The sequence below is a fragment of the Amycolatopsis sp. NBC_00438 genome (assembly GCF_036026695.1).
Classification (GTDB): Bacteria; Actinomycetota; Actinomycetes; order Mycobacteriales; family Pseudonocardiaceae; genus Amycolatopsis.
The window spans coordinates 3486388-3508404 of record NZ_CP107923.1 but is presented as its reverse complement, the minus strand read 5'-3'; the positions used below and the strand labels follow the sequence as shown (position 1 = coordinate 3508404).

The 22017-nt window shown below is 72.0% G+C and carries 20 protein-coding genes and 2 pseudogenes; 12 read left to right on the top strand and 10 right to left on the bottom strand.

The window, feature by feature from the left end; genetic code table 11:
- Nucleotides 1-79 precede the first annotated feature (79 nt).
- From OG494_RS15340 to OG494_RS15320, 5 genes are all read left to right on the top strand, one after another.
- The gene (locus OG494_RS15340; RefSeq protein WP_328456184.1) at nucleotides 80-1384 is read left to right on the top strand and encodes a sugar ABC transporter substrate-binding protein; all 1305 of its coding nucleotides are present in this window, start codon (nucleotides 80-82) and stop codon (nucleotides 1382-1384) included.
- Nucleotides 1381-2367 (top strand): carbohydrate ABC transporter permease, encoded by a 987-nt coding sequence (locus OG494_RS15335; protein WP_328456182.1) that lies wholly within the window; start codon nucleotides 1381-1383, stop codon nucleotides 2365-2367. Before OG494_RS15340 ends, OG494_RS15335 begins: the two co-directional genes overlap by 4 nt.
- Nucleotides 2364-3194 carry a carbohydrate ABC transporter permease gene (locus OG494_RS15330; RefSeq protein WP_247052525.1) on the top strand — a complete coding sequence of 277 codons (831 nt, stop codon included), beginning with the start codon at nucleotides 2364-2366 and terminating at the stop codon, nucleotides 3192-3194. Before OG494_RS15335 ends, OG494_RS15330 begins: the two co-directional genes overlap by 4 nt.
- Nucleotides 3195-3197: 3 nt before the next feature.
- The gene (locus tag OG494_RS15325; RefSeq protein ID WP_328456175.1) at nucleotides 3198-4637 is read left to right on the top strand and encodes a glycoside hydrolase family 3 protein; all 1440 of its coding nucleotides are present in this window, start codon (nucleotides 3198-3200) and stop codon (nucleotides 4635-4637) included.
- 147 nt (nucleotides 4638-4784) lie between these two features.
- The gene (locus OG494_RS15320) at nucleotides 4785-5555 is read left to right on the top strand and encodes a hypothetical protein (RefSeq protein WP_328456173.1); all 771 of its coding nucleotides are present in this window, start codon (nucleotides 4785-4787) and stop codon (nucleotides 5553-5555) included.
- Between the two features lie 500 nt (nucleotides 5556-6055).
- Here the strand turns inward: OG494_RS15320 and OG494_RS15315 are convergent, their stop codons facing one another.
- A complete protein-coding gene (locus OG494_RS15315; protein ID WP_328456171.1) occupies nucleotides 6056-6607 on the bottom strand; it encodes an ArsR/SmtB family transcription factor in 552 nt (183 codons plus the stop codon).
- Between the two features lie 76 nt (nucleotides 6608-6683).
- Between OG494_RS15315 and OG494_RS15310 the strand changes: the two are divergent.
- Together OG494_RS15310 and OG494_RS15305 are read left to right on the top strand one after the other, a co-directional pair.
- Nucleotides 6684-7010: pseudogene (locus OG494_RS15310) on the top strand (MFS transporter); the annotation flags it as partial.
- A 97-nt stretch (nucleotides 7011-7107) separates the two neighbouring features.
- Nucleotides 7108-7914, top strand: a complete 807-nt coding sequence (locus OG494_RS15305) for an MFS transporter (RefSeq protein WP_328456169.1) — start codon at nucleotides 7108-7110, stop codon at nucleotides 7912-7914.
- 3 nt (nucleotides 7915-7917) lie between these two features.
- Here OG494_RS15305 and OG494_RS15300 read toward each other — a convergent pair whose 3' ends face one another.
- The 5 genes from OG494_RS15300 to OG494_RS15280 all read right to left on the bottom strand — a co-directional run bounded on the left by OG494_RS15300 (nucleotide 7918) and on the right by OG494_RS15280 (nucleotide 14375).
- Nucleotides 7918-10089, bottom strand: a complete 2172-nt coding sequence (locus OG494_RS15300; protein ID WP_328456168.1) for a YcaO-like family protein — start codon at nucleotides 10087-10089, stop codon at nucleotides 7918-7920.
- Nucleotides 10090-10401: 312 nt separating this feature from the next.
- On the bottom strand, nucleotides 10402-11841 hold the full coding sequence (locus tag OG494_RS15295) for a DUF1996 domain-containing protein (RefSeq protein ID WP_328456166.1): 1440 nt from the start codon (nucleotides 11839-11841) through the stop codon (nucleotides 10402-10404).
- 880 nt (nucleotides 11842-12721) lie between these two features.
- Nucleotides 12722-13231, bottom strand: a complete 510-nt coding sequence (locus tag OG494_RS15290; protein ID WP_328456164.1) for an AAA family ATPase — start codon at nucleotides 13229-13231, stop codon at nucleotides 12722-12724.
- A gap of 26 nt (nucleotides 13232-13257) precedes the next feature.
- On the bottom strand, nucleotides 13258-13746 hold the full coding sequence (locus OG494_RS15285; protein WP_328456162.1) for a hypothetical protein: 489 nt from the start codon (nucleotides 13744-13746) through the stop codon (nucleotides 13258-13260).
- Nucleotides 13743-14375 carry a sigma-70 family RNA polymerase sigma factor gene (locus OG494_RS15280; protein ID WP_328456160.1) on the bottom strand — a complete coding sequence of 211 codons (633 nt, stop codon included), beginning with the start codon at nucleotides 14373-14375 and terminating at the stop codon, nucleotides 13743-13745. The genes OG494_RS15285 and OG494_RS15280 overlap by 4 nt, the downstream gene beginning before the upstream one ends.
- A 247-nt stretch (nucleotides 14376-14622) precedes the next feature.
- Between OG494_RS15280 and OG494_RS15275 the strand changes: the two genes are divergently transcribed.
- From OG494_RS15275 to OG494_RS15260, 4 genes are all read left to right on the top strand, one after another.
- Entirely contained in the window at nucleotides 14623-15030 is a 408-nt protein-coding gene (locus tag OG494_RS15275) for a pyridoxamine 5'-phosphate oxidase family protein (RefSeq protein WP_328456158.1), read from the top strand.
- 149 nt (nucleotides 15031-15179) lie between these two features.
- A complete protein-coding gene (locus tag OG494_RS15270; RefSeq protein ID WP_328458944.1) occupies nucleotides 15180-16730 on the top strand; it encodes a GAF domain-containing sensor histidine kinase in 1551 nt (516 codons plus the stop codon).
- Nucleotides 16727-17386, top strand: a complete 660-nt coding sequence (locus tag OG494_RS15265) for a response regulator transcription factor (RefSeq protein ID WP_328456156.1) — start codon at nucleotides 16727-16729, stop codon at nucleotides 17384-17386. The genes OG494_RS15270 and OG494_RS15265 overlap by 4 nt, the downstream gene beginning before the upstream one ends.
- Before the next feature lie 120 nt (nucleotides 17387-17506).
- Nucleotides 17507-17938, top strand: a complete 432-nt coding sequence (locus OG494_RS15260; protein ID WP_328456154.1) for a hypothetical protein — start codon at nucleotides 17507-17509, stop codon at nucleotides 17936-17938.
- 157 nt (nucleotides 17939-18095) lie between these two features.
- On the opposite strand, the gene folE is transcribed toward OG494_RS15260, so the two are convergent.
- Nucleotides 18096-18701, bottom strand: a complete 606-nt coding sequence (folE, locus tag OG494_RS15255) for a GTP cyclohydrolase I FolE (RefSeq protein ID WP_328456153.1) — start codon at nucleotides 18699-18701, stop codon at nucleotides 18096-18098.
- 105 nt (nucleotides 18702-18806) lie between these two features.
- On the opposite strand from folE, the gene OG494_RS15250 reads away from it, so the two are divergent.
- On the top strand, nucleotides 18807-19463 hold the full coding sequence (locus OG494_RS15250; protein ID WP_328456151.1) for a helix-turn-helix transcriptional regulator: 657 nt from the start codon (nucleotides 18807-18809) through the stop codon (nucleotides 19461-19463).
- Here OG494_RS15250 and OG494_RS15245 read toward each other — a convergent pair.
- The 3 genes and pseudogenes from OG494_RS15245 to OG494_RS15235 all read right to left on the bottom strand — a co-directional run.
- Nucleotides 19460-20197: pseudogene (locus OG494_RS15245) on the bottom strand (sulfite exporter TauE/SafE family protein); the annotation flags it as partial. The gene OG494_RS15250 and the pseudogene OG494_RS15245 overlap by 4 nt on opposite strands.
- Before the next feature lie 107 nt (nucleotides 20198-20304).
- Entirely contained in the window at nucleotides 20305-21429 is a 1125-nt protein-coding gene (locus OG494_RS15240) for a CU044_5270 family protein (protein ID WP_328456147.1), read from the bottom strand.
- A complete protein-coding gene (locus tag OG494_RS15235) occupies nucleotides 21422-21994 on the bottom strand; it encodes an RNA polymerase sigma factor (protein WP_442874410.1) in 573 nt (190 codons plus the stop codon). Before OG494_RS15235 ends, OG494_RS15240 begins: the two co-directional genes overlap by 8 nt.
- Nucleotides 21995-22017 lie beyond the last annotated feature (23 nt).

Below are 22017 nucleotides of genomic sequence, written 5' to 3'. Positions count from 1 at the left end.
ACCACTCTAACCCCAACATTGGTCTACACCATTTGGGGCGCTTGGCCACAGTGGCCGGGCATCGAAAGGACGGCAACGAGTGAAACGCTGGCTCAAGCTGGCGGCGGGCGCCGCCGCAGTCACCCTCGCGACCGCGGGTTGCGCGGGTTCCAGTGGCACGGACACCGCCGCATCGTCGAGTGGTGCTCCCGCGCAGATCACCGGCGACGTCACGGTCTGGCTGATGACGGGTTCCGCGCCGGCCACGCTGACCGACGCGCTCAACAAGGAGTTCGAGGCCGCCCACCCGGGCGTCAAGGTCAAGTACGAAGTCCAGCAGTGGGACGGCATCCAGCAGAAGCTGACCACCGCGCTGGCGAGCGGTGCGCCGCCGGACGTGATCGAGATCGGCAACACCCAGACGGCGGCGTTCGCCTCGCAGGACGGCGTGCTGACCGACCTGACCGCCGACAAGGACAGCTTCAACGGCGCGCAGTGGCTGAAGGGTCTCGCCGACTCGGGTGCCTACGACGGCAAGACCTACGGCGTCCCGTTCTACGCGGCCAACCGTGAGGTCATCTACCGCAAGGACATGTTCGAGCAGGCCGGCATCACCAAGACGCCGACGTCGAACGACGAGTGGATCGACGCGATCACCAAGCTGAAGACGAAGTTCGGGTCCGACCCCGACTTCCAGCCCTTGTACATGCCGGGCCAGAACTGGTACGCGCTGCTCTCGTTCATCTGGGACAACGGCGGCGACATCGCCCAGCCCGACGGCAAGAACTTCAAGGCGACGCTGGACAGCGCCGGTGCGAAGGCGGGCCTGGACTTCTACAAGAAGCTCGTCGACACCTCCGGCACCAAGGCGCCGAAGGACGCCGACGAGGCCAAGCCGCAGCAGGCGACGGTCTACGGTGCCGGCAAGGTGGCCATGATGATCGGTCTTCCGTGGGAGCTGCCGACCGCGGCCAAGACGGACCCGAGCCTGACCGCCAAGACCGGCGCGTTCGCGATCCCGAGCAAGACCGCCGGCCAGAGCGCCCCGGTCTTCCTGGGTGGCTCGAACCTGGCGATCCCGGCCAACAGCAAGAACGTGGCCGCCGCCAAGGAGTACATCAAGCTGCTCTCCAGCGCGAAGTACCAGAGCCAGCTCGCCGCCGCCGGCGTCGTGCCCGGCACGTCGACCGACCTCGCGGGCCTGGACAAGGACCCGCTGGGCACCGTGATGGCGAAGGCCTCCACCAACGGCAAGGCCGTGCCGGCCAGCCCGAAGTGGGGTGACGTGGAGTCCGGCCAGAACCCGGTCAAGGACATGCTGACCGCGTACCTGACCGGCAAGAAGACGCTCGACCAGGCGACCGCCGACGCCAACGCAGCGCTGAACAAGCTCATCGGCGGATGACAGCGACCGCCAATGTGACGATGCCGGCGGGGGCGACCCCGCCGGCATCGCCGCGCGCCACGCGGGCCAGGAAGCGCAGGAAGGGCCGGTTCGGCGACCGGATCCTCCCGTACCTGCTGCTCCTGCCCGCGCTCGCCGCGATCCTCGTGCTGCTCGCCTGGCCGCTGGTCCAGGTGCTCGCGATCAGTTTCCGCAAGCTCGACATCGGCCAGCTGATCTCCGGCAAGACCGTCTGGATCGGCTTCGACAACTACACGAACACCCTGTCGGACCCGGAGTTCTGGACCATCACGGTCCGGACACTGGTGTTCACCGCGTCCATCGTGGCCGCCACCATCCTCGGTGGCCTGCTGCTGGCCGTGCTGATGCGCCACCTCGACCCGGTCGTGCGGATCATCGTGCAGGTGACGCTCGTGCTGGCCTGGGCGACCCCGGTGATCGCGACGACCACGGTGTTCCAGTGGATCTTCGACGAGCAGTACGGCATCCTCAACAAGACCCTCGACCGGCTCGGGTTCCACAGCTTCATCGGGTTCTCCTGGTTCTCCAGCGGCGCGAGCACGCTGTCGGTGATCGGGCTGCTCATCGTCTGGCAGGCCGTGCCGTTCGTGACGTTCTCGCTCTACGCGGGTCTCATCGGCGTCCCGCGCGAGCAGTACGAGGCCGCCGGCATCGACGGCGCCGGGCCGTGGCAGACGTTCCGCGCGGTCACCTGGCCCGCGATCCGGCCGATCACCACGATGGTGACCTTCCTGTCGGTGTTGTGGGACTTCAACGCCTTCGCCCAGATCTGGGCGATCCGCGAGGGCGGCCCGGACGGCGGGAGCACCACGCTCGCCGTCGTGCTGTACCTCAAGGGCATCGCGGGCAACCACTTCGGCGCGGCGGGCGCGATCGCGACCCTGATGCTGATCGTGCTGGCGCTCATCACCGGCCGCTACATCCAGCTGCTCACCCGGACCAAGGAAGGTGATCTGGCGTGAAGAAGTCGCTGTCACAGCGAATCGTGCTCTCGGTCGTCGGCCTCCTCGTGGCGCTGGCGGTCGTCTTCCCGACGTACTGGATGTTCGTCACGTCGCTGCGCACGCCCGGTGAGATCCTTTCGCCCAAGTACGACCTGATCCCCACGTCGTTCTCGTTCGGCAACTTCGCCACCGCGCTGACCAAGGACAACTTCCCGACCTACCTGCTCAACAGCCTGATCGTCACGGTCGGGTCGGTGCTGTGCGCGCTGGTCGCGGGGACGCTGGCGGCCATCCCGCTCTCGCGGCTGCGGTTCACCGGCCGCAAGGGCTTCCTGGTCCTGGTCATGGTGGCGCAGCTGGCGCCGGTGTCGGCGCTGTTCATCCCGCTGTTCCTGCTGATGCGGGACGCCGGGCTGCTCAACACCCTGCCGTCGCTGCTGCTGATCTACTTCGCCACCACGCTGCCGTTCACGGTCTGGATGCTCTACGGCTTCGTCAACGGGATCCCGTACGAGCTGGAAGAGGCCGCGATGATCGACGGCTGCAGCCAGACCGGCGCCTTCCGCCGGGTGACGCTGCCGCTGCTCGGGCCCGGGCTGGTCACGACATCGGTGTTCAGCTTCATCACGGCGTGGAACGAGTACCTGTTCGCCCTCGTGTTCATCCGGGACAAGCAGAAGGAGACGCTGCCCGTGTGGCTGGCGTCGTTCCGCACGGCGTTCGCCACCGACTGGGGCGGCGTGATGGCCGCGTCGGTGATCTACGCGATCCCGGCGCTGGTGTTCTTCCTGATCGTGCAGCGCAAGCTCGTGTCCGGCGTGACCGCCGGCGCCGTGAAGGGGTAGCTGTTGTCTTCACCCGAGAAACTCGCCGAGGCCGTCCTCCTGCCCGGGTTCGCCGGGACCACCGCGCCCGATTGGCTGCGCAGCCGCGTCGCCGACGGGCTCGGCGGGGTGATCCTGTTCGGCCGCAACGTCGTCGACGACGAGCAGGTCGCCGCGCTCACCGCCCAGCTGCGGGGCGAGCGTGACGGCGTCGTGGTCGGGATCGACGAGGAGGGCGGCGACGTCACCCGCCTCGACGTCAACACCGGGTCGTTCGTGCCGGGGCCGCTGGCCCTCGGCGCGGCCGACGACCCGGAGCTGACCACGGCGGTCGCCGCCGCGCTCGGCGAGCGGCTCGCGGCCTGCGGCGTCACGATCAACCTGGCGCCGTGTGCGGACCTGACCCTGGCGGCCGAGGACCCGATCATCGGCGTCCGGGCGTTCGGGTCGGACCCCGTGAAGGCGTCCCCGCACGTCGCGGCGTACGTCACCGGCCTGCAGAAGTACGGTGTCGCGGCGTGCGCCAAGCACTTCCCGGGCCACGGCGCGGCGACGGAGGACTCGCACGTCGCGCTGCCGGTGCTGCCACGGACGCCGGAAGAGCTGCGTGAGATCGAGCTGGTCCCGTTCGCCGCGGCGATCCGGGCCGGCGTGCGCGCGGTGATGACCGGTCACCTGGTCGTGCGGGCGTGGGGCGACGAACCGGCCACGCTCAACCGGGTGGCGCTCACCGACGTCCTGCGCGGCGAGCTGGGCTTCACCGGCGCGATCATCACCGACGCGCTGGAGATGGGCGCGGTGTCCGGCGCGTACGGCCGCCACGACGGCCTCGGCCACTCGGCGGTCCGGGCGCTGATCGCCGGCGCGGACTCGCTCTGCATCGGCGGCGCGGCGTTCGAGGCCGACGCCCTGGACGCCATCAACGCGGCGATCGTGGCCGCGGTGGCGTCGGGGGAGCTGCCCCTCGAACGGCTGGCGGACGCGGCGTCGCGGACCGCCGCGCTGGGCACGGATCCCGCGCCGGCGACGGTCGGCCCGGTCGACCGCCGGCTCGGCCTGGAAGCGGCCCGCAAGGCCCTGCGCGTCACCGGCGAGCCCCGGCTGGACGGCCCGCCCCTGGTGGTGGACGTCCAGACGGAGCCGACCATCGCGGCCGGCCCGATGCCCTGGGGCCTCGGCGCGCACCTGGCCGAGCTGGTGCCGGGGACCCGGGCGATCACCGCCGGCCCGGACGACCTCGACGCGATTCTCGAAGCGGCGCAAGGGTTCTCGAGCGTCGTCGTCGTGACGCGCGAGGCGCACCGGCACCCGCGCGTGCGGGACCTGCTGGCGGCGCTGTCCACTGTGGACTTCATCCGGGTCGAGACGGGCGCGCCGGGCCCGGCGACCGGGGACGGACCGCGGCTGGACACGTTCAGCGGCTCGTACGTCAGCCTGCGCGCGGCGGCCGAGTACCTGGCCTGAGCACCCCCGTTGAGGGACAGGCCCCGCCTCACCCGGCGGGGCCTGTCCTTTTTGCCGTATCTCCATGAGCCGCCCGGGCGTTTGTACGGGGCTTGTACCGGCGTTCGTCACTGTGTCGTCACACCAGAAACAACGGAGGACGGACACATGGGAATTCGCATCGGCAAGCGTGCGGCCGGGGTGGTCGGCATCGCCGCGGCGATCGTGCTGGTCGGCGCCACTCCGGCGCTGGCGGCCACGGGCACGGTGCACACCGATTCCGGCGCGCCGCTGACCGTGCGCTCGTCGCCGAGCACCGGCGCGAGCTCGACCGGCACGATCGCCGACGGCACCGCCGTCGACATCGACTGCCAGACCACCGGCGAGTCGGTCACCGGCAAGTACGGCACCAGCACCGTCTGGGACCACGTGCCGGGCGGCTACATCACCGACACGTACGTCTACACCGGATCCGACGGGCGGATCGCGCCGGACTGCACCGACGTCCCGACTCCGCCGGCCTCGACCTGCTCGACCGCCGGACTGGGCGACGCGAACACGTGCGCCCAGGCCGTCACCAAGGCAAAGTCGCGGGTGCACACCAACAACGACCCGGCCTACGACGGCTGGTGCGACCGCATCAACGCCCAGAACTACGGCTTCTCCGCGAGCGGCTCGACCACGGCGTACGTGCACTGGACGCAGATCCCCAGCCAGTACAAGCACGCGGGCAGCACCGACGTCCCGTCCGGCGGCCTGGCGTTCTTCTCCAACGGCGGCTCGGGCCACACGATGATCTCCGTCGGCGGCGGCAAGTTCCTGTCGAACGACATCAACGGCGCGGGCACCTACACCGAGACCACGATCGCGCAGATCAAGAGCAAGTGGGGCCAGACCTACCTCGGCTGGTCGCAGCCGTGGTTCAAGGTGAACCACTGACGTCGTGACGCGCTTCGGGCCCCTGTCCACCATCCCCGGACAGGGGCCTGAGTCGTCCCCGGAGCCGTGCCCGGCCGCACGAGTGTGGCTGCCCGAGTGTCGCTGCCCTCGCTGTAGCTGCACGAGTGTCGCTGCCCTCGCTGTAGCTGCGCGAGTGTGGCTGCCCGCGCCGCCGTGGCGCGAGTGTCGCTGCCCTTGCCGTAGCTGCACGAGTGTGGCTGCCCGCGTCGTCGCTGCCCGAGTGTCGCTGCCCGAGTGTCGCGAGTGGACCCTCGGCCGCCCCACGCCCGTGCCCGACTCCCGTAATGCCGTGAGGGGCACCCTCATGGACTTTATGTCCGTGAGGGTGCCCCTCACGGCCGAGCGGGCCATCGGGAGGGTGAACTCGGATATTCCCCGGCCGCTTCGGCATTCGAGCCGCACACCCGGATCCGGAGCGGTACGCGGCTGTCCGCGAAGCGGTGCGCCGAGGCCGGAAACCGGAGCTGTGGCCGGCCGGCTTACGAACCGAGTCGGCCGCCGGGCGGTTCCGAAACCATGTGGTGCAGCACGAAGATCCCGCCCAGAGCGGGGCGGTCCGGGCGTTCGTGGTCGGTCGCCACGTACTCGTCCAGGACCGCCAGGATGCGCCGGTCCAGCTCCCGGACCTCGTCGGGGGACAGGTGCAGCAGGAACTTCTCGTGCACCGCCACCGATTCCGGGCCGGCCGTCCGCAGCTCCTCCTGGAAGATCTCGATCGGCGCGAACCGAGTCTCGGGGTCGGCGCCGGCCAGCGGGCCGTCGAGCCACCACGTCTCGTTGTTCGACCGGTAGGGCTTCTCCAGCGCGCCGCTCGTGCCGGTGCGGACCGGCGCCGGCTCCAGCAGCCCGGCGGCCACCAGCTGGCGTACGTGGTGCAGGACCGTGCCGGGATCCCGGTCGAGGCGGTCGGCCAGCTGCTTGTTCGTCAGCTCCTCGACCAGGCACATCCGCATGATCCGCAGGCGCAGCGGGTGGCCCAGGGCCTTCGCCTCCTGCGGGGTCGCCGGCCGCCGCCGGCGGGGTTCGGTCATGAACGCAGCGTAGTCCATCGATCGACTTCCGACACATCGATGGAGAATTCCCCATCGATGTGCAATCCTCGATCACATGGCGACGAAGGGCTTGGGCAGCACCTATTGGCGGCTGTGGACTGCGGCCGGGCTGTCGAGCCTCGCCGACGGCGTCCTGAAGGTCGCGTTGCCCCTGGTCGCCGTCGGTTACACGCGGTCGCCGGGGCTGATCGCCGGGCTGGCGTTCGCGTTCACCCTGCCGTGGCTGCTCTTCGCGCTGCCCGCCGGCGCGCTGGTCGACCGGCTGGACCGCCGGCGGGCGATGCTCGGCGCGAACTTCGTCCGCGGCGGGCTGCTCGCGGCCGTCACGCTCATGACTGTCCTCGGCGGCGGCTCGATCTGGGCCCTGTACGTCGTCGCCGCGGGCGTCGGGTTCGCCGAGACCGTCTACGACACCGCGGCGCAGTCGATCGTCCCGCAGGTTCGTCGGGCGCGACCGGCTGTCGGCCGCCAACGGCCGGATGTACGCCGCCGAGCAGACGGCCAACGAGTTCGCCGGTCCGCCGCTGGCCGGGCTCCTCGTCGCGGCCGGCGTGCTCGCCGCGTTCGTCACGCCGGTGGCACTGTGGGCGGTGGCCGTCGCGGCGCTGCTGCTGGTGCGCGGGACCTACCGGGTCGAGCGGCCGGAACGCACGACCGTGCGCGCGGACATCGCCGAGGGCGTCCGGTTCCTGGTGCGGCACAAGGTGTTGCGGACGTTCTCGGTCATGGTCGGCACGTTCAACTTCGCCACCGGCGCGACCTTCGCCGTGTTCGTGCTGTACGCGGTCGGCCCCGGCTCGGCGATGGGCCTGTCCGAACCGGCGTTCGGCCTGGTGATGGCCACCAACGCCGCGGGCGGCCTCGCCGGGTCGTTCCTCGCCGAGCCGGTGGAGGGCCGCCTCGGCCGGATCGGCACGCTCTGGCTGTCCTGGCTCGCCGGCGGCCTCACGATCGGCGTGCTCGCGGTGACGACGGACCCGTACGCCGTCGCCGCCGGCTTCTTCCTCGGCGGCTTGGGGATCGTGATGTCGAACGTCGTCATGGTGTCCCTGCGCCAGCGCGTCACGCCGGACCGCCTGCTGGGCCGGCTCAACAGCAGCTACCGCCTGGTGTCGTGGGGCACCAAGTCCCTCGGCGCCCTCGCGGCCGGCGTGCTTTCCCAGACCCTGGGCCTGCACGCGGTGTTCGTCGTGATGGCGGTGCTGGCTTTCACCGTCGTGGCCGGGCTTCTCGTGGTGACGGAGAACGCGCTCACGGCCGCCGAACGCGAAGCCGTGAGCGCGTGAGCCTCACGCGTGCGGGAACGGGAAGACGTTCAGCCGGTCCTCCGGCAGCGGCGCCGTCCGCCAGCCGAGGTCGACCGCGGCGCGCCGGATCCGCCCGTCGCCCCACCGCGGCAGCCCGGCCGGGAAACCGGACACCAGCCCCGGCACGATCGTGTGCGCGGCGTGGAAGCCGGCGGCCGCGACGTCCCGTGTGGTCAGATCGACGCTGATCACCTCGAACCCCTGCTCTTCGACGCGTTCCCGGTAGGCCTTGAATCCCCGTTCGCCCAGCGACGGCAGTCCCTCCCACGGGCGCACCGGCAGGTCTCGCACCCACGGCGCCACTCGGGTCACAGCCCGGGGATCGAGGTAGATCTGCTGCTGGCACCGGGGATCGACGACGTCGGCGAAGTCGGCGCGGCAGGAGTCGAGGTACCGCCGGTCGGCGCGGTAGGGTTTGAGGGACCCGGGCTCCGCCTGCCGGCGGGCGGGTGCTTGCTCGTCGTCGAGGGCCAGGTAGGTGTGCTGCTGGCGGAACCCGTCGGCGAGGGCGGCCTTGGCCGCTTCGAACGCGTCGGGGCGGGTGGCGGACCCGAGAGACAGCCGGCGCCGGGTCCGGTCGAACACCGCGGCCGCGACGACCGGGACGCCGAACTCGTTGTCCAGCGGGATCAGCGTGACGTCGTGGGTGTCGGCCGTGTCGGCGACGAGCGCCCGGATCTCGGCCGGTACCGCCAGCCGCGGCACCTTCGGCGTGTTGGCCCACCACAGCATCGCCGTGTCGTGGGTGAGCACGGCCTCCAGCCCCGCGGTCAAGGCGTTCTCTTCCCCGGTGCCACCGGCGAGGCCGGCGGCCAGGGGCTCGGTGAACCGGGCACCGCCCGGCTCGGGCCGCCGGGAGACGAGACAGGCCGGCACCCACAGCGTTTCCCTTGTTGTGTGGGAAAAGGCCTCGATCCAGCTGCACTCGGTCTCGGGTGTCAGCGGCGCGAAGGGGAAGCCGGGGGTGTCGTACTGCCGCGGTGAGTACAGGTTCAGGCGACGCGGGTCGAGCGCGGGGATGCCGTCGCGGCACAGACGCAGGTAGCTCGCGTGCCGGAACTCGCGGTCCGGGGGCTGCCAGCTGGCGCAGTACCGCTGGACGGCCTGGCCGAGCGCGGCTTCGCGAGCTGGTTCGAAGTCGTGCCACGAGGCGCCGGTCGCGTCGCGGTCGTTGGCCCAGTCGGCGACCCGGCGCATGTCCGCGACGTCCACTTCGCACACCTTCAGCCGGGCGGGCAGGTCCGGCGCGGGCGGGAGCTCGCGGACCGCCGTCACGATCCCGGTCCGGTCGTCGACGAGCAGGTCCGGGCGCGGGCCGCGCGCTTCGACCGGCCGGGGGCGGTCCGGGACCGGCAGCACCGGCCGGGGGAGCACGCTCAGCCGGACGGGGTCGATCTCGAGCTCGCCGGTGGTCGTCTCGGCGGGTTCGCCGGCGAGCCAGCGCTCGAGCTGGACGGCGAGCACGGTCAGCATCCAGCGCGCGTCGCCCGGGCGGAACCGCCGGCCGGGCGCGGGGCCGGCGGTGGCGAACGCGTCGGCCAGGCGAGGGTCGGCGGCCGCGGCCTGCCGCCGGCCGAGCGCGTCGGCGAAGTCGGGACCCGGGCCACCGGGGGTGATCGCGGGTCCGGCGATGCCCTGGCCGCGTTCACAGCGGAAGGGCAGGAGACGCACCCGGCGGTCGGTGCAGAAGGCGTCGAGCGCGGTGAGTTCGGAGTACGCCGGATGGGTGAACGCGGCGACGACGACGGCGTCGGCCGGGTTGACCGGGAAGGGGCCGTCGAAGTCGGCGAGGGTCTGGATCCGGGCGTACCCCGCCGGGGCGAGGATCTGCGCGAGGGGCGCAGTGAGCTCGGGCGTTCCGGCGATGAGGACGGTGGTCACCGCGGCGCGCCGGGCCCGGGTGCCGTCCGTCGCGGGGCGCAGGCAGCCGTCGGTGGCGAGGACGTCGAGGACGTCGGTGTACCGGGAGTCCGCCCCGGTCAGCAGCTCGGCGCGGGTACGGGTGCCGTCGCAGCGGGCGAGCCACGCGCGGAACTCCGTGGCCGGCCCGGTGATCGGGTACTGGCCGGTCGGGGTGATGAGCAGGCACAGAGCCGGCTCGAGGTCGTGGACCTCGACCCCGGTCAGCTCCGGGCGGACGTCGTCGGAAGGCATGGCGGATCCCTTGTCGGAACGGGTCGTGCCGCGGCCCCGGGAAGGGGCCGCGGCACGGTGACGGCTGGCTGCGACTGCGTTCCCTCCTGTGCGGGGCGGGTGTCTCCGGTGTCGGTACCGTGCACAGTTTCGGTCGCCGCCGTGCACCGTGACGTCTTCTGGAATGCGATCCGCACCTCCCGGGGCGTGTTCCGCACGGGCCGGTTCGTGCGGAACACACGGCCGTCGCGTGAGCGGTGCCTCTTGCGCACCCGAGCGCCCCGCCACCCGGAGTGGGTGACGGGGCGCTCGGTGTCCGTTATGGCCTGACGATCAGGCCCGGCAGGTCCGGCCGCGGTTCACGCAGTTGACCAGGCCGCTCATGATCCGCTGCGACATCACGTTCGCGAAGTCGTCGTGGTCGGAGAACGGGTTGTGGTGCTCCTGCGGGAATGAGTCCACTTTGTACTGCTTCTTGACCTGGATGTCGTGCGGGATGTCGTAGGTCAGCGAGATCTGCAGCTGCGGCACGGCCTTGAACCCCTTGGCGCACCGGCCGTTCTGGTCCGGGAACACGATGTGCGTGCGGTGGTTGGCGCTGTCGGTGTTCTGGCCGTCCCAGCAGCTGGGGAACGTGTGGATGCGCTTGACCTTGCTGTTCTGCGGGCAGATCGGGTACTTGTCGGTGACGCGGTTCTCGAAGCCGGTGCACGTCCAGCTCGCGCGGGCGTTGGCCGGCCCGTTGGTCGAGACCTTCGCGTCGCCGTAGAGCACGCGCAGGAACTTCGGCATGGCCACGACCTTGCCGACCGGGCTGCCCCGGAAGGTGAGCTGGACCTTCTGCGGCCGCTGGATCACGCCGTCGTTCTCCGGCAGCTCGTTGTTCTCGTCCTGCCCGGGCAGCGCGCCGCCCGCGGTGGTCGTCGGCGGCGGGGGAGTCGCGCCGGTGCCCGTGTCCTTGCCCGGCTTCGGCGCGCACGGCGCGAGGCCGCCCAGGTCACGCGGCTTCTGCGTGAACCGGCCGATCGCGATGGCGATCCGCTCCAGGATCGCGGCGCGCCGGTCCTTGAGCGGCGTCAGGATCGCGTTGCGCACGAAGTCCGCGCCGCCCTGGCCCTGCGTCGAGGCGACGCGCTGGTTGGCGTCGTCGGTCTGGGTGTCGAGCTGGTCCAGGTTGTCCTCCACCTCGGCCATCGCCTGGTCGGGGACGTCCGGCAGCTTGCTGGCGACGTCGGGGCAGGCGACCTGGACGGTCTTCGCCTCCTGATCGGCCCGGGCCCGGTCGCCGTCCGGCGCCTTCGCGGGCTCGTTCTTCGCCTCTTCCTCGCCGGTGTCGATGCGCACGACGGGCCAGAAGTAGGCGGACTTGTCGCCGTTGCGGCAGGTGGTGCCGGCCTTGGAGAGGCTCTTGTTGTTCGAGTCGGCGTTGGTGGAGAGGTTGCCGACGTAGTCGTGCAGGTGCTGGGCGCCGTTGCGGACGCCGGGCTGGGCGATGAAGTTGTCGGGGTTGAAGTGGCCGTTCTCGTTGCGGCCGCAGTCGACGGTGAACGTGCCCGTCGCCGCGCCGTAGACCGGCCGCGGATCGAACTGGTTCGGCTGCACCTGCAGGATGTCGATGAAGAGGGCGGGGTCGACCTCGTCGGCGCTGGCCTGTCCGGTGTTGCCGGTCGTGGTGGCGACGACGATGCCGCCGACGGCCATCGCGAGGGCGAGACCGCCGGTGGCGATCTTCGTTCTGCGGGAAAGGCGATGGCGTCCTTGGGTGCGGGACATGGATCCTCCGGGTCGGGCTGGCGGGAAAAGCGCGACACTGACCGGTACGAGCCCAGGGGCGTACCATCAGGAAAGACGTCGGCAGGGAAGGGACGACGCCCGGCCGGCCCACTGACCCGACATCAGTGGACGCGGATGGTCACCTGCCCGTGACCACGCCGTCGACCGGGTGGTTATCGTTCCGTTATGGACGCTACACCGGGGTTTGACACCGGGCAAGAAGGTGTTTCCGACCATCACGAACCGTCAGGTCCGGTTTCCGTTTCCGTAGTCGGACTCGGCCGTGAATGGTCGCCGGAAATGCGCGAAGAATGGCGTGCGTGAATAGCGGCGTACGAAAACCGCACGCGCGGCGGCCCGCAGGTGGGTCACGCTGGGTAGCCGTTCGGGTACGCTGGTTGCGCTCTCAAGTAGATGGTGACGGCGGTCATCCTGGGGCCTCGACCGGGTGGTTGTCCAGCATTCGGGGGTGTGTCGAAACCCGCGGAAAATACTTTGAACCGATCCGAACCGGCAGCCGTATCCCTCAGTGAAGCACCTCGAATGCCCGCCGGCCGTACCGCCGGCGACGCGGCGGAATCCGGGCGCGCGGCACGGTCAGCGCATTCCCGAGTGGCGCGATTGGGCAGACGCCGCCGCATATCGCGATGCCGCCGTCGTCATTCTTGTCGTGCCCTTCGACGGCGGGACCTCGCGCCATCCGGGAACGCGGTTCGCAGAACAACCTCGACTCGGTGCGCCGGATCGCTGCCGAGCTGCCGCTGGTCCGACGTTGCCGGACGCGCCCGGCACCAATTCGCTGTCCCGGCCGGGCGAGCGCTGGTCGCGGTCCTCGGCCAGCGCACCACCGGCCGCCGGCTGGAGCGCCTCGACGACGACGTCAAGGCCGCGCAGCCGCTTCGATGAGCGCGGCCGCCTCGCCGGCCGAGTGCGCCGCGGTGTCGACGACGAGGCGGTCGCGGGTCCACGGCTCGTACTCGCGGCCGACGATCTGCGGCCACGTCGGCGGCACGTGGCCGGGGATGCCGGTGTCGCGGGTTTCCGCGCGGCGCCGGTGTTCCACCGGGTCCGAGCAGACGATCTCGGTCTCCAATACCCGCGCGCCGTGCGCCGTTCCGGTGTCGCGCCAGGCGTCCCGGGTGATCTCGAGGGAGTTCACGCACTCCGCGATCACGCTGACGCCGGTCCGCAGCAGGTCGGCGGCGACGTCGTAGGCGACGACGTACCCGACCGGCCCGAGCGGGATGCTCAGGGGCGTGCTGCGGACGATCGCCTGCTCGATCGTGTCGACGCGCAGGTAGGAGAACCCGGTGCGGCGGGCCAGTTCGGTCGCCACGGTCGTCTTCCCGGACGCCGGCAGGCCGCCGACGACGATCAGCACTGGAGGCATCAGCGCATGATCGCACGGGCCGGCGCTCAGTCCGGACAGCGCCCGCCGAGACGTCGCCAGTGCTCGGCCAGCTCCGGCCGCACCGGCGCCGCCAGCACCTCGGCGAGGTCTTCTTCGGCTTGCCGGGCGGTGTTTTCGGCCGCGGTCCGCAGCTTCTCGTCGAGCCGGGCGGCCAGGTCGCCCGAGCCCGGGTACGCCTGCTCGATCAGCCGCATCGCGGTGGTGTCCCGCAGCTTTTCCTGGGCGTCGTCGACGGCGACCTGGTCGCGGCGCAGGCCGTCGGCCCGGCCCAGGTCGACGGTGTGCCGGGCGTCGAGCACCAGACCGGTCGGGGACGGTACGCCGTGGCGGACGGCGATCCGCAGCAGGTCGGCACCGAACGTGCGCTCCTCGGCGGGTGCCCAGGGCAGCCCGTCCAGCGCGGCCGGAGCGAGCGAAACGGCGTCGCCGGGCGCGGCGCACCAGGTCAGCACACCCGGCGGGCACAGGCGGTAGAGCATCCGAGGTCCCGTCACGAAGCGGATCCGGCGCTCTTCTTCGCCAGCAGGTTGCGCCGCAGGACCGTGAGCGCCCGGTGCTGGGCCACGCGGACCGCGCCGGCGCTGCTCAAGCCCACCGCCACCGCCGTCTCCTCGGCCGTCATGCCCAGGATGATGCGCAGCACCAGGATCTCGCGCTGGCGCGGCGGGAGCGTGTCGAGCAGGCCGGACGACCAGTCGAGCGCGGCCGAGCGTTCGACCTCGTCGCCGGTGGGGTCCGTGCCTTCCGGGCCCTCCGAGCGGCCGGCCGGCGGGTCCGCGACCGGGCTGGTGCGGTCGCGGGCGCGGCGGCGGTGGAAGTCGGAGACCTTGTGCGCGGCGATGCCGAAGACGAACGGCAGGAACCCGTCGAGCTCGTAGCGGTAGCCGGGCAGCGCGCGCACGACCGCGAGCAGCACCTCCTGGGCGCAGTCCTCGGCGTCGGACGAGCCTTCCTGCCACGACCCGAGCCGGCCGAGGCAGTAGCGGAACACGATCGGCCGCAGCTCGCGCAGCAGCCCCGCCACCGCGGCCCGGTTGCCGGTGACGGCCTGCCGGACGACCGCGGTGTCGAGTGAGTACGTCGCCGCGGGCGGGGAGTCACCCCCGGCGGAATGCGGCGGCATCGGCCTCACCTCTTCCTTCGGACTCACGCCGGCAACGGACGGTCACGACGGTAGGTCGCGCCGCGTGTCCGCCGCACCGGCCGGGCGCCCGTGCGGACCCGGGTCTTTCGGCACTGGCGGACGGTGCCTGCACGTGGGTTTCGTAGCCGGGCCGGTCGCGGGCGGGTCCAACGGCCCTACCGGCGACCCCGCGCCGCGGATCACGCTGGTGGCCGGGAAATATTCACAGGAGAAGCACAGGGACGAGATGGCTGACGATGTGGGCTTCGGGCTCCTGCTCGACCGGGCGCAGTGCCTCGCGCTGCTCCGGACGGCGAGCCTCGGGCGGGTGATCTTCACCCACCGGGCGATGCCGGCTGTCCGCCCGGTGCGGTTCACCGTCGTCGGGGAGTCCGTCGTGTTCGCCGTCCCCGAAGGCAGCCCGCTCTACGCCGGCGCGCGTGACGCCGTCGTCGCGTTCGAGGCCGACGACTTCGCGGACGACCTCGGTGCCGGCTGGTTCGTCAGCCTGCTCGGCCGGGCCGGGGAGTTCCGGGATTCCTCCGCCGCGGAGATCGCCTGCCTGTGCCCCTGCTCGTCCCGAGCGGGCCGCCGGTTCCTGCAGATCCCCGTCGAAGCGATAACCGGTCACCGAATGGCCTGCCCGGCGGAGTAACAACGCCGTGTCACCGAGCGACCCACCGGATGGACGCACCGGCTTGGGCCGACATGGGCAGTGAGCTGTGGCACTCTTGACGGCCCGGGGATACCCCCGGGAGTGGGCGACGCCAGCGGAGTCAACGGGAAGTGGCGGACGAAATCGGCATGCCGGCGATCCTGGCCGCAGTAGCCGGGATCGCGCGGGAGCTGGAGATGCCGGCGTTGCTGGAACGCGCGGTGACGACGGTGTGCGAACTGGTCGGGGCGCGCCACGGCCGGCTCGAGGTGACCGGACCCGACGGCGGGGTGGCCGAGTACGGCCGGCCCTCGACCGGCGACACGGACGACACCGGCGACACCGGCGACACCGACGGCGCGAACGGTGCCGTCGAGCTTCCGGTGCGCGCCGGGCCGAAGACCTTCGGCACGATGCGGGTCGAACCCGGTGACGGCGGCTTCGCCGGCCGCCGGCGCGAAGTGCTGGGCGCGCTCACCGCGGCGACCGGGATGGCCGTCGAGAAAGCCATGCTCGTCGACGGGATGCGCCGCCGCGAACGCTGGCTCGAAGCGTCCTACGACGTCACCAAAGCGCTGCTCGGCACGCAAGGCCTGCGCGCCACCCTGCGGCTGATCGCCGAACGCGCCCGCGTCGTGGCCGGCGGTACCGGCGGGGCGATCGCGCTGCCCGCGGGGCCGGGGCTGCTGGTGTTCGACGTCGTCGAGCCGCCGGGGGAGGACGCCGACCGCCTCACCGGCCTGACCATCCCGACCGAGGGCACGGCCACCGGGATCGCGTTCACCACGCGCCGGCCGATCGTCGTGCGGGACTACGGCGAGCACGTCCAGAACGAGCAGCGTGACCGCGTCGGGCCGATGCCCGCGATGATCAAGGACCTGGACTCGGCGATCTCGGTGCCGCTGATCGTCGGCGAGGAGACTCTCGGGGTGCTGCTCGTGGCGAAGTTCCGGGACCGCTCGCCGTTCACCGACTCCGATGTCCAGCTGGCCGAGACGTTCGCCGGGCACGCCGCGCTCGCCGTCGAGTTCTCCCGGGCACAGGAAGCGCGCCAGCAGCTCGCGGTCTTCGAGGACCGCGACCGGATCGCACGCGACCTGCACGACCTGGTGATCCAGCGGCTGTTCGCGACCGGGCTCGGGCTCGAGGGCGTCAGCAGGCTGATCTCCGACCCGGGGGTCGGCGCGCGCGTCGCCGGGTTCGCCCACGACCTCGACGGCACGATCCGCGAGATCCGCAACAGCATCTTCTCCTTGCAGGCGCCCGCGCAGGCGCAGGGCAGCCTCCGCGCCGAGCTGCTGCGGGTGGCCGTCGACGCCCGGGACACGCTGGGCTTCGAGCCACGCGTCGGGTTCGACGGGCCGCTCGACGCCGCCGTGCCGGACGCGGTGCGCTCCGACCTGATCGCGTCGCTGCGGGAAGCCTTGACGAACGTCGCCCGCCACGCCGGCGCGACGTCGTGCTCGGTCGACGTCACCGTGGACGGGCCCGGCACCCGGCTGAGCCTGGTGGTGCGGGACGACGGGACCGGTCCGCCGCCGGGACCCGGACGGGCGAGCGGGCTCGCCAACCTGGCCGCCCGCGCCGCCCGGTGGGGCGGGACTTGTGCGCTGGTGGCCGCCGACGGCGGCGGCTCCCGGCTGGAATGGACGGCCGGCCTGCCGGCACGGACCGCCGGCGAACAGGGGATTGCGCGATGACGATTTCGGTGTTCCTGCTCGACGACCACGAGCTGGTCCGCACCGGGCTGAAGACCGTCTTCGAGTCCGAAGAGGACATCGAGGTGGTCGGCGAGGCCGGCACGGCCGCCGAGGCCCTGGTCCGGATCCCGCAGGTCCGGCCGGACGTGGCGATCCTGGACGTCCGGCTGCCCGACGGCCAGGGCATCGAGGTCTGCCGTGAGATCCGCTCGACGCTCGAACCGCCGCCGGCCTGCCTGATGCTGACGTCCTATTCGGACGACGACGCCCTGTTCGGCGCGATCATGGCCGGCGCGGCCGGGTACATGCTCAAGCAGGTCTCCGGCCGCTCGCTGATCGACGCCGTCCGCACGGTGGCCGTCGGCGGCTCCCTGCTGGACGCCACGCTCACCGCGTCCGTCATGAACAGGTTGCGGGGTGAGACGGCCTCGGCCCCGGATCCGCGGTACGAGCAGCTCAGCCCGCAGGAGCGGCGGGTGCTCGACCTGGTCGCCGAAGGGCTGACCAACCGGCAGATCGCCGAGCGGCTGTTCCTGGCGGAGAAGACCGTCAAGAACTATGTTTCTTCTGTGCTGCACAAACTCGGCGTCGAGCGGCGGACGTCGGCGGCGGTGTACGTGTCACAACGGCGGGCCGAACCGGGACGTCCGGGCTGATCTCACGACCGGCCGGGCGAAACGGGCGGGGCGTCCGAGGTATCTGGGCGCGAATGGAGTACACCTGTCGGGATGACCGCACGGGCCGCAGGGGACTCGTCGCGGGGTGGAGGGGACGGCATGTCGGGGTTTTCGAGCGGGGACTACGTCACGCAGCAGATCCACGCGCTGGCGAAAGCGGTGCGCGAGGAGGGGGCCGGCGGCGTCGGCACCCACAGCTTCCAGCTGGCCGAGCACCTGGCCGCGGAAGGTGGCGTCCACCGCGGCGACATCCTGACCGCGACGGCGACACTGCTGGCCATGACGGCGTGGTGCGACGGCGCGGCCGACGCGGCACTGCGGTTCGCCGAACTGGCGGGCGAATGCGACGACGACTCCCGCGAGCTGGTGACGCACCTGCTGACGCTGGAGATCGGCGCGGACCAGGGCTGGCTGCCGGAGGCCCAGGTGGAGGCGCTGCTGGAGTACGCCCGCCGCGCCCGGCGAGGCGACCTCGTGACCCGGGTGCAGGCGCTCGGCACCGGGCCTGGAGGCCGCCACCGCCGGGACTAGACGCCGCGGGTCTGAGGTTCTTCGGCACCGGTGAGCGGTCTGCCGCGGCTGGTCGTGAGTGTTCAGGGCGGTTCTAACCGCCCTGAACACTCACGACGCTGAAGTTGCGGTCTCGAGCGGCTGTTGCCGGAGCTTCAGCGGGCGGCGACGCGCGTGGCTAGGCGTTGACCCCGGTCAGCGCGAAGAACTCCTGGCGCGTCTTGGGTTCTTCGCGCAGCAGGCCGTGCAGGGACGAGGTGACGGTGAGCGCGCCGCTCGCCCGGACGCCGCGCAGGGACATGCAGAGGTGCTCGGCCTCGATCACCACGCCGACGCCCTTCGGCGCCAGGTGCTCCTGGAGCCAGTCGGCGACCTGCTTGGTCAGCCGCTCCTGCACCTGCAGGTCGCGCGCGAACAGCTCGACGACGCGGGCGAGCTTCGACAGGCCGAGGATGCGCTCGCCCGGGAGGTAGCCCACGTGCGCGACGCCGCGGAAGGGCAGCAGGTGGTGCTCGCACAGGGACTGCACCGGGATGCTCTTGGCGAGCACGAGCTCGTCGTAGCCCTCGTCGTTGGGGAACGTCGTCAGCTTGAAGTCGCGCGGCCGCAGCATCTCGGCGTAGGCGTTCGCCACCCGCCGCGGGGTGTCGCCGAGGTGCTCCGACGTCGGGTCCTTGCCCAGGGCGCGCAGCAGGTCGGCCACCGCGCGTTCGGCCGCGTGGAGATCGAAGGCGTCACGGTTGGGGACGACACCGAGGTGCCGGAAGGGAACCGGTTCGCTCATGGGTTCGACAGTCACGGGGAGCCCCTTCTTTCTAAAACCAAGTCCTACCGACGTTAGAAGCCGGAACGGCTTTTCGTCAACGGTTATTTGTTTTAGAGTGCGGTGATGCACGAACCCCAGGCCGGCGCGCTGGCCGCGGTAGCCGCGCTCGACGAGCCGACCCGGCGCCGGCTGTACGACTACGTCGTCCGCCAGCCCGAGCCGGTGAGCCGTGACGACGTCGCCGCCGCGCTGAGTGTGCCTCGCGCGACCGTCGCGTTCCACCTCGACCGTCTGGTGGACGAGCGGCTCCTCGCCGTCGGGCACGGCCGCCGCACCGGCCGCACCGGGCCGGGTGCCGGCCGCCCGGCGAAGCTCTACCGCCGCTCGGACCGGCAGGTGACGGTTTCGCTGCCGGAACGCGACTACGAGCTGGCCGGTCACCTCCTGGCGAGGGCGGTCGAGGAGGCCGGCGAGACCGGCGGCTCGGCGCGGGAGATCCTGGCGCTGCGGGCGCGTGAGCTGGGGGAGGACCTGGGCGCCGCGGCGGCCGGCCTCACGGCGGTGCTGGAAGAACACGGCTTCGAGCCGCGGACCGAGGACGGTGGGGTGCTGCTCGGGAACTGCCCGTTCCACCGGCTGGCGCGGGCGCACCCGCGGCTGGTCTGCGAGATGAACCTGGCGCTGGTGACGGGCTTGCTGACCGGAGCGGGTTCGGCGGACCTGACCGCACGGCTCGACCCGCGACCGGGGCGGTGCTGCGTGCGGCTGACGTCGTCCTAGCTTCGCGCGGCCAGGACGAACAGGAACGCGCCGAAGACGACCAGCGCCGCCGAGACGACGCGGTGGAGGTGCTGCTGCCGCAGCTTTTTCGCCAGCCGGGTGCCGACCAGCGCGCCGGTGCCGGCGATGACGCCGAGCAGCGTGCCGAGTCCGAAGTGGACGGAGCCGTGCGCCGCGTAGCCGAGCGTCGCGAACCCGACGAGCGGCAGCTGGATCAGCTGCCCGGCCGCGACGGTCGTCAGCGCCGGCACGCCGAGCGCGAGCAGCGCCGGGACGAGCAGCACGGGCCCGCCGGTCCCGGTCAGCGCCGAGCCGAACCCGACCACCACGCCGATCGCGACCGTGGCGGCGACGGGCAGGTCGTCGCGCACCCGGGACGTCTTCGCGCGGAACCACAGGTTGTAGGCGCCGGACCCCGCGGTCACCACGGCGAGCACCAGCCACAGCACCGCGGCCGGCAGCAGCCCGTTCACCAGCGCCCCGGCGGCGGCCGCGGGCGCGGCGCCGAGGGTGAGCAGGCCGCCGAACCGCCAGGGCATGGCCTGCTGGCGCGCGTACCCGAGGGTGCCGACGATCCCGGTGAACAGGAACGCCCAGCTGCTGGTCCCGGCCGCGGCGTGGACGTCGAGGCCGCCGAGGCAGGTGAGCGCGGGCGGCAGCACCACCCCGCCGACGCCGACGGTCCCGATCAGGACCCCGACGGGCAACGCCACCAGCAGGACGGCCAGCACACCCCGACCGTAGTACGCCCCGGACGCCGGAGGTCCGTGAAGGCCTCCTTCACGGACGTAGAGTCCCTCAAGGAGGCCTTCACGGACTTGCGGGGCCTACTTCGCGAGGCCTACTTCGCGGGGGCGACGCCGAGCCGGTCCGCGACCGCCGTGGTGATCGCGCTGGCGCCGGTCTCCGTGCCGGGCTTGATCCACGGATCGTCCGGCTGCGTCCCGGCGATCGTGCGCTCGCCGATGAACTGGCCGGTGACCGGGTCGATGATCAGCTGCCGCAACTCGTGCCGGTCGTCGAGCCCGAGCGCGACGCCGGTGCGGCCGTCGAGGTTGGCCTCGGCCGCGAGCACCTTCATGCCCGGGATCCTCGCCAGCGCCCGGTACCACTCGGCCCGCAGCGGGGCGGGCATCATCCCGCTGCGCAGGATCTCGGTGCCGAAGTGGAACATCGCGGTCGGCGTCGAGCCGCGGCCCTTGGTCAGGTCCTGGAGTTTCGTGTACAGCTGCGCGGGGTCGTGCGGCAGCGTCGCGTAGAAGGCCGGGCTGTCCCAGTCCGTGGGGTCGTCGCACTTCTTGGCCGGCTTGGACTTCGGGAAGAAGTCGCCGCAGCGGCCCTGCCACTGACCCTGGTCGGTGTCGGTGATCTCCGGTTCGGGGGCCTGCGCTTGCGGCACCGAGCCGCCGAGGAACTTCCCGGTGCCGAGGATCTTGCGGTCCTCCTGCCAGACATCGTGCTCGTCGGCCGGGATCCACCGCTGGATCTGCTGTTCCCACAGGTAGGAGTAGCCGGTCGCGTTCCCGGTCTGGACGCCGCGCCCGACCCAGGTGTGCTCGACGACGTACCGGAACTGCCCGGGGGCCAGCGGCTGGTCGACGGCGCCGACGCTGATGTCCGCGGCCCGGGTGAGCACCTCGACGGCCGACATCAGCCGGATGTCCGGCGACGACACGGGGGCGGACCCAGAGGAGGACTCAGGGGCGGGCCCGGACGGCGCCGGGCCGGCGACGGGCGGCTCGGACGAGCCGGTCTGCACGACGACGACGGCGGTCACCGCGACCACTCCGGCCACGGCCGCGGCGACGGGCACCGCGACGCGCGAGACCCGGCGCGGCCGGAGGGGAAGCACGGTGGCGCCGGCGTCCAGTTCCGCCATCAGCTTCGCGCGGGCCGCGGTCAGGTCGGCGGGCGCGGTGCGGGCGTCGTGGTGCAGCCGCTCGAGGGTCTCGTCGAGCTCATTCATGGACATTCTCCTCGGTGGGGACGAGCAGGGCCTGGAGGCGGTGGCGCACGCGGTGCAGCCGCGACCGCACGGTGCTGGCGGGGACGCCGAGCGCTTCGGCGACTTCGGCCGGCTCGAGCCCGGCCCAGGACGTGAGCAGCAGGACGTCGCGGTCCTGTTCGGACAGTGCGGCCAGCTCGCCGGCGAGGGTGCGCAGGCGCGCCGCGGCGTCGACCCGGCCGGCGACCTCGGCGTCGTGGTTCTCGGCGGGCCGGTCGTCGGCCCCGGCCCGGGCGGTCAGCTGGAAGCCGCGGACCTCCTGGCGGACGTGGTTGCGCAGCAGGTTGGTGGCGATGCCGTAGAGCCAGCCGCGGATCGGCGCCTTCTCCGGGTCGTAGCTGCCGCGTCTGCGCAGCGCGACGACGAACGTCTCCGCCACGAGGTCGTCCGCGGCGTGCACCCCCACCCGGCCCGCGAGGTAACCGCGCAGGGGGTGGGCGTACTCGTCGAAGAGCCGCGCGAAGACCTCTTTCGGGTCCCGCGCGGCGAAGTCGGGCCGGTCCAGCCGTTCGACGATTCTGGTCACGGTAGTTGTTGTCGCGGGCGCTC

Coding starts and splice junctions, on each gene's coding strand:
- OG494_RS15335 (WP_328456182.1), top strand. CDS start 1,381: ATGACAGCGACCGCCAATGTGACGATGCCGGCGGGGGCGACCCCGCCG.
- OG494_RS15320 (WP_328456173.1), top strand. CDS start 4,785: ATGGGAATTCGCATCGGCAAGCGTGCGGCCGGGGTGGTCGGCATCGCC.
- OG494_RS15315 (WP_328456171.1), bottom strand. CDS start 6,607: ATGACCGAACCCCGCCGGCGGCGGCCGGCGACCCCGCAGGAGGCGAAG.
- OG494_RS15305 (WP_328456169.1), top strand. CDS start 7,108: ATGTACGCCGCCGAGCAGACGGCCAACGAGTTCGCCGGTCCGCCGCTG.
- OG494_RS15300 (WP_328456168.1), bottom strand. CDS start 10,089: ATGCCTTCCGACGACGTCCGCCCGGAGCTGACCGGGGTCGAGGTCCAC.
- OG494_RS15295 (WP_328456166.1), bottom strand. CDS start 11,841: ATGTCCCGCACCCAAGGACGCCATCGCCTTTCCCGCAGAACGAAGATC.
- OG494_RS15290 (WP_328456164.1), bottom strand. CDS start 13,231: ATGCCTCCAGTGCTGATCGTCGTCGGCGGCCTGCCGGCGTCCGGGAAG.
- OG494_RS15280 (WP_328456160.1), bottom strand. CDS start 14,375: ATGCCGCCGCATTCCGCCGGGGGTGACTCCCCGCCCGCGGCGACGTAC.
- OG494_RS15275 (WP_328456158.1), top strand. CDS start 14,623: ATGGCTGACGATGTGGGCTTCGGGCTCCTGCTCGACCGGGCGCAGTGC.
- OG494_RS15270 (WP_328458944.1), top strand. CDS start 15,180: ATGCCGGCGATCCTGGCCGCAGTAGCCGGGATCGCGCGGGAGCTGGAG.
- OG494_RS15265 (WP_328456156.1), top strand. CDS start 16,727: ATGACGATTTCGGTGTTCCTGCTCGACGACCACGAGCTGGTCCGCACC.
- OG494_RS15260 (WP_328456154.1), top strand. CDS start 17,507: ATGTCGGGGTTTTCGAGCGGGGACTACGTCACGCAGCAGATCCACGCG.
- folE (WP_328456153.1), bottom strand. CDS start 18,701: ATGAGCGAACCGGTTCCCTTCCGGCACCTCGGTGTCGTCCCCAACCGT.
- OG494_RS15250 (WP_328456151.1), top strand. CDS start 18,807: ATGCACGAACCCCAGGCCGGCGCGCTGGCCGCGGTAGCCGCGCTCGAC.
- OG494_RS15240 (WP_328456147.1), bottom strand. CDS start 21,429: ATGAATGAGCTCGACGAGACCCTCGAGCGGCTGCACCACGACGCCCGC.